The following is a 6,105-nucleotide window of genomic DNA, read 5'->3' on the forward strand; positions in this document are numbered from 1 at the left end:
AAACAAAAATAAATTATTACTTCTTCCACTCTAAACTCTCCATGATACGTCTAATATCTTTTTGTAGATAATGTGCTGCAGGCAGTATAGAATCGTAATTAGGTTTAGCGTAAAAATATAAAGAGCCTGTAATAAAATGATTAATACTATCTGTTACATAAAACTGAGATTGTGAGGCAGCATTACCACCAACATCGTAAAACATACCATAAACACTACGTTCTGGATTTAAGTATTCGAATTCATCAATAGCATCTGCTTTTTGTGTATGCTCTTGGGTAAAGTTTTGAGCATTTTTAAGATAGGTCTTTAAATAAGAGTTGTTACCATTTATTGCCTTATAGGTAAGGTAAATTGTACCTTTAAGTTTAGGATACTCTATAGTAATACCATAACTAGTAGTTTCTCCTTTAAGTGTTTTTGTTCTTAAATCTTTACCCATTATATTACGCTCGAAAGTAAATGGCATTTTTGCAATATCTTCAGTCTTGTATATAGCTTCTGGATATTCTAATGCTAAATAAGCTTTTGGTTTAGGTGTTGGGTCTTCTGCGCAACCAGAAAAAGCTATAAGTATTAAGATAATAAAGAATAGGTTTTGTTTCATAATAAGAGTACTTATTTAAACGTTGTCTAATAAGTTTCGTTTTTAAGGCATAGTCACCTTTACTCGCTTAATTCGTTTTTTGTCTAAAGCTTCTATTGTAAAAACGTAATTTTCGAAATTTATTTTACTAGCTTGTCTTGGGAAGCTTCCTGAAATTTCAAGAATAAATCCTGCAAGTGTTTCAGCTTCACCTTTGTTGTCCTCGAAAATAGCTTCTTCTTCTAATTTTAGAATTTTATAAAAATCTTTTAAAGCTGTTTTGCCTTCAAATACATAATTTTTATCGTCTAATTTAGAATAATGTACATCTTCATCGTCAAACTCATCACTTATATCTCCTACTATTTCTTCAATAATATCTTCTAAAGACACCAAGCCTGAAGTTCCACCATACTCATCTACAACTACTGCTAGATGTACTTTTTTTTCTTGAAACTCAGACATTAAATCGTCTAACTTTTTATTTTCTGGCACAAAAAAGGGCTCTCGTAATAAGGTGGTCCAATCAAAATCTTTGGTATCTATATGTGGCAACAAATCTTTAACATACAAAATACCAACAATAGTATCTACATTATCTTTAAAAACAGGTATTCTAGAGTAGCCATTGTCTGTAATCTCAACGATTATTTCGCTGTATTTTTGTTCTATATTTAAGGCAAAAATATCTAGTCGAGGTCGCATAACTTGTTTGGTGTCTGTATTACCAAAAGAGACTATACCTTTTAATATTTTTTGTTCTTCTTTTGTAGTATCGTCTTCGCTTGTAAGTTCTAAGGCTTGAGATAATTGGTCTACACTTAAGTTAGACTTCTGTTTACCTAGTTTGTTATGAATACCTAATGTTATGGCTCGCATTGGCAAACTTAAAGGCGAAAAAATAACGTCTAGAACCTTTAACGGATAAGCCATAAACATAGAAAACTTAATATTATTTCTGCTAGCATATACTTTAGGTAAAATCTCTCCAAAAAGAAGAATTAAAAAAGTAACAACAACTACTTCTACAATAAACTTTACAATAGCATTAGTTATACCTTGAAACATATAATTACCTAAGAATGCAAACAAAATAACAATACCAATATTTATAAAATTATTGGCTACTAAAATTGTTGCAAGTAATTTTTTAGGACGTTCCAGAAGCTTATTAATAATCTGGCTAGCTTTATTAAATTGAAGTGCCTCGTCCTCTAAATCTGTTTTGGTTAGGGAGAATAGTGCTACTTCTGCTCCAGAAATTAATGCAGAACAAAACAACAATACAAAAAACAATACAAAGCCAAAGATTACAGAGATATCTATAGCTAAAAAAGTAATAATTAAACTCGTGGGTTCAGAATCCAATGGTTAGAAATTTAGTTTAAAATGGTAAATCGTGGTCACTAGCAGCTTTTCCTGCAGTTTCCTCCTTTATTTCTGTAGGCTTTTGTGGTTGCGCTTGTGTTGTATTAGCTGCTTGACTCTCTTTTTTAGTGGTTAAAAAAGTAAAATCATTGACTTGAATTTCTGTACTATAGCGATCGTTTCCAGATTCGTCTTGCCATTTTCTCGTTTTAATTCTGCCTTCAACATACACTTTATCACCTTTACTTAGGTGCTTTTCGCAAATTTCGGCAGCCTTATTTCTCATTACAATATTATGCCACTCTACATTAGTTACGCGCTCGTTTGTCGTTTTATTGGTGTAGGTTTCGTTTGTTGCCAACGGAAATCGCCCAACACAGCCACCACCTTCAAAATAGTGCATTTTAACTTCGTCTCCCAAATGCCCAATTAGCATTACTTTATTTAACGTTCCAGACATAATTTGTTTTATTTATAATAGCAAAATTACATTTTTACCAACTGATAAACTTAAATTTAATAAAAAAAGAAAAACTATCTAAACTTAATGTATTAAAAATTAAAGCGTTCTATAAAGTTACTTATTAAAATTGGTACAGGAAAGTCTGTTATTTTTGTTGTTGAAATGCCTTCTGAAAGATTACCATCTATAGTTAGAATCCAAAAGGTAGTATATAAATGTTGGTGAGAAAGCTTATGCACTATTGGTGTTTCATTGTATATTGAGACATTAAAATTTCTATTTTTTAATATTGAAAAGCACTCAAGTTCCGCTTCTATTTCTAAAATATTTACAGGCTGTTTAGTTTCAATTAAAGGAAACTGATACAAGTTTTGCCAGATACCTTTGCCTTCTCTTTTCTCTAAAATTGTTTTTTGATCTGCAGAAAGCATCACCATAAAATTGAAGTATTTTTTCTTCACTTTTAAAGCTTTTAACTTAACTGGTAATTGTTCAATTTTATTTTTTTGAAGCGCAACACAACTTGTATTAAAAGGGCAAATAATACAATCTGGACTTTTAGGCTTACATTGTCTTGCACCAAACTCCATAATAGCTTGATTAAAAGTAGCAGGTTGTTTTGTATCTATAAGTTCCTGAGCTAAAGCTTTAAATTCTTTAAACCCTTTTCCTGTGTTTATAGGAGTAGATATGCCATATATTCTGGACAAAGCTCTATATACATTACCATCTACAACAGCTGTGGTTTCATTAAAGCAAATAGATGCAATGGCACTTGCAGTATAGTCTCCAACTCCTTTTAACTTTATAATTTCATTATACGTATCAGGAAAAACACCATTAAATTCGTTTACTATATATTTTGCAGAGGCATGTAAATTACGTGCTCTAGAATAATAACCTAAGCCTTGCCAAAGTTTTAAAACTTGAGATTCTTCTGCATTTGCTAAATCGAAAACGGTAGGAAATTTAGAAGTAAATGCCTTGTAATAGGGTAAACCTTGAGCAACTTGAGTTTGTTGTAAAATAATTTCTGAAAGCCAAATAAAATAAGGATTGTTTGTTGCTCTCCAAGGCAAATCTCTTTTGTTAACTAAGTACCAGTTAATTAGTTTTTTTGTTATCGCCATTTATAAGTTAAGATTCATCTGCAAAAGTAATTCTTTATCCTATTAAATTTTAATGAATTAGGTTTGAAATATTGAATATTTAATTCCTATATTTGCCAACCTTTAAGAATAGTAATAACAAAACAAGAGAAAGACAATGACTAAAGCTGATTTAGTATCAAAAATTTCTGAGAAATTAGGAATTGAAAAAGGAGACGTTCAAGCAACCGTAGAAACATTCATGGAAGAAGTAAAAACATCTTTAGAAGGTGGTGATAATGTTTATTTACGTGGTTTTGGAAGTTTTATTATAAAAACTAGAGCTGAGAAAACTGGTAGAAATATTTCAAAAAATACGACTATTAAAATACCAGCACACAATATACCAGCATTTAAACCTGCAAAAGTTTTTGTAGAAGGTGTAAAAACTAATGTTGACGTAAAGTAATTTACAACATAAAACGAATTATTAATTTAAAACCAGACATCTTATGCCAAGCGGTAAAAAAAGAAAGAGACACAAGGTTGCAACGCATAAGCGTAAAAAAAGAAGACGCGCTAACCGTCACAAAAAGAAAAAATAATTCAAAAAAGTAGTTTTTATAACTACTTTTTTGGTTTGTTAAAAACAATGTTCTTTGAAAACGAACTTGACTATAATCACGTAAAACCTTGCGTGTAGTTCGAGTTCTTCGGATTTTTATTAAAATCCTGTGAATGTCTTATTTGCGTAAGACAATCCTTTATTTGGTATAATTTACCAAATAAAATAATGTATAATCCATCTGTTATACACAATGTATAATAGATTAAAATTAACAGTATGAATAAAGAATTGATTATCAGATCTAATTCTGACGGTGTTGATTTTGCCTTATTAAAAGATGGAAAACTTATTGAATTACATAAGGAAGAAGATAGTAACAACTTTGCAGTTGGTGATGTGTTTATTGCCAAAATACGTAAAGCTGTTCCTGGACTAAATGCTGCATTTGTAAATGTAGGTTACGAGAAAGATGCCTTTTTGCATTATCACGATTTAGGACCAAAAATAGCTTCTCTTTTACAATTCACAAAACGTGTAAGCACAGGTAAATTAAATGACTTTTCATTAAAAGATTACCAATTTGAAAAAGATATTGATAAAGACGGCAAAATTGCCAGTGTTATAAAGTCTAATCAATCCATGTTGGTACAAATAGTAAAAGAACCTATATCTACAAAAGGCCCAAGAATAAGCTCAGAGCTTTCTATAGCTGGTAGATATATCGTTCTAGTACCTTTTAGTGATCGTATTTCTATTTCACAAAAAATAGAAGACAAAGGCGAAAAAGACAGATTAAAACGTTTGGTTAAAAGTATTACACCTAAAGGTTTTGGTATTATTGTTAGAACAGTAGCCGAAGGCAAAAAAGTAGCCGAATTAGACAAAGATTTACAGAATTTGCTTGGTCGTTGGACCGCAATGTGTAAAAAACTTCATAAAGCACATCATCCATCTAAAGTACATGGTGAATTAAACAAAGCCTCTTCAATGTTAAGAGACATTTTTAACGACTCGTTTACCGGAATTCAAGTGGATGACGAAGCGCTTTATATTCAGATTAAAGATTATGTGCAACAAATTGCACCTAACAAGGAATCAATAGTCAAATTACATCAATCTAACACTCCTATTTTTGAAAAATTTGGAGTTGATAGACAAATTAAAACCGCTTTTGGAAAAACGGTTTCAATGGCTAAAGGTGCCTATTTAGTTATAGAGCATACAGAAGCATTGCATGTTGTTGATGTAAACAGTGGAAATAGATCTAATAAAGCTAATTCACAAGAAGAAACAGCATTAGAAGTTAATTTAATTTCTGCTACAGAAGTGGCAAGACAACTTCGCCTTCGAGATATGGGAGGAATTATTGTAGTAGATTTTATTGATCTTAATAAAGCTGAAAACAGGAAAGCACTATACAACCATCTTCGTGATGAAATGAAAGATGATAGAGCTAAACATAAAATATTACCTCCAAGTAAGTTTGGATTGATTCAAATTACGAGACAAAGAGTAAGACCAGAGATGAACATTAAAACCAGAGAAGAAAACCCTAATGGGAATGTTGGTGAAGAAGTTGAAGCTCCAATAGGCATTCTGTCTAAAATCAATCATGATTTAGAGATATTATTAAAAAAAGACTATAAAAAGATAACTTTAAACACACATCCTTTTATAGCAGCCTTTTTAACTAAAGGCTTTCCATCTATTCGTTCAAAATGGTTTTTTGAACACAAAAAATGGGTCAAAATTCAACCTAGAGATGCTTACACATATTTAGAATATCATTTTTTAGATAAAAATGGTGACACTATTAAATAATAAAAAAGCCACATCGAAAGATGTGGCTTTTTTTTGTGGTTAAAATTAGTTAGTTGGTTAACTTGTTATGCATTTTTAGATTGTTTGTATTAGTTATTAGCAGGACCACCACTTAGTATTTTAAACTCTGAACGTCTGTTCATTTGGTGTTGTTCTTCGCTACAATTAGTACCGCAGTCTACAGCCATTTCTGTTTCGCCTTTTCCTGCGC

The 6,105-nt window shown here is 31.1% G+C and carries 6 protein-coding genes; 2 read left to right on the top strand and 4 right to left on the bottom strand.

Annotated elements, in window-relative coordinates; genetic code table 11:
- Positions 1-16: 16 nt before the first annotated feature.
- The 4 genes from gldD to mutY all read right to left on the bottom strand — a co-directional run bounded on the left by gldD (position 17) and on the right by mutY (position 3,547).
- Positions 17-607: a gliding motility lipoprotein GldD gene (gldD, locus tag P8H50_RS10980; protein WP_300208882.1), complete on the bottom strand. Its 591-nt coding sequence runs from the start codon at positions 605-607 to the stop codon at positions 17-19.
- A gap of 42 nt (positions 608-649) precedes the next feature.
- Positions 650-1,954 (bottom strand): gliding motility-associated protein GldE, encoded by a 1,305-nt coding sequence (locus P8H50_RS10985; RefSeq protein ID WP_300208884.1) that lies wholly within the window; start codon positions 1,952-1,954, stop codon positions 650-652.
- Positions 1,955-1,970: 16 nt separating this feature from the next.
- Positions 1,971-2,414, bottom strand: a complete 444-nt coding sequence (ssb, locus tag P8H50_RS10990; RefSeq protein ID WP_300208886.1) for a single-stranded DNA-binding protein — start codon at positions 2,412-2,414, stop codon at positions 1,971-1,973.
- Between the two features lie 92 nt (positions 2,415-2,506).
- Positions 2,507-3,547, bottom strand: a complete 1,041-nt coding sequence (mutY, locus tag P8H50_RS10995) for an A/G-specific adenine glycosylase (RefSeq protein WP_300208888.1) — start codon at positions 3,545-3,547, stop codon at positions 2,507-2,509.
- Between the two features lie 136 nt (positions 3,548-3,683).
- Between mutY and P8H50_RS11000 the strand changes: the two genes are divergently transcribed.
- Complete coding sequence (locus P8H50_RS11000; RefSeq protein ID WP_034060825.1) at positions 3,684-3,974, top strand: HU family DNA-binding protein; 291 nt, start codon at positions 3,684-3,686, stop codon at positions 3,972-3,974.
- A 375-nt stretch (positions 3,975-4,349) separates the two neighbouring features.
- On the top strand, positions 4,350-5,894 hold the full coding sequence (locus P8H50_RS11005; protein ID WP_300208892.1) for a ribonuclease E/G: 1,545 nt from the start codon (positions 4,350-4,352) through the stop codon (positions 5,892-5,894).
- Positions 5,895-6,105 lie beyond the last annotated feature (211 nt).

This window comes from Lacinutrix sp. (assembly GCF_029238095.1).
Taxonomy (GTDB): Bacteria; Bacteroidota; Bacteroidia; order Flavobacteriales; family Flavobacteriaceae; genus Lacinutrix.

Bases quoted from the DNA above. Each gene is read 5' to 3' on its own strand.
- P8H50_RS11005 (WP_300208892.1), top strand. From the start codon at position 4,350: ATGAATAAAGAATTGATTATCAGATCTAATTCTGACGGTGTTGATTTT.
- ssb (WP_300208886.1), bottom strand. From the start codon at position 2,414: ATGTCTGGAACGTTAAATAAAGTAATGCTAATTGGGCATTTGGGAGAC.
- mutY (WP_300208888.1), bottom strand. From the start codon at position 3,547: ATGGCGATAACAAAAAAACTAATTAACTGGTACTTAGTTAACAAAAGA.
- gldD (WP_300208882.1), bottom strand. From the start codon at position 607: ATGAAACAAAACCTATTCTTTATTATCTTAATACTTATAGCTTTTTCT.
- P8H50_RS11000 (WP_034060825.1), top strand. From the start codon at position 3,684: ATGACTAAAGCTGATTTAGTATCAAAAATTTCTGAGAAATTAGGAATT.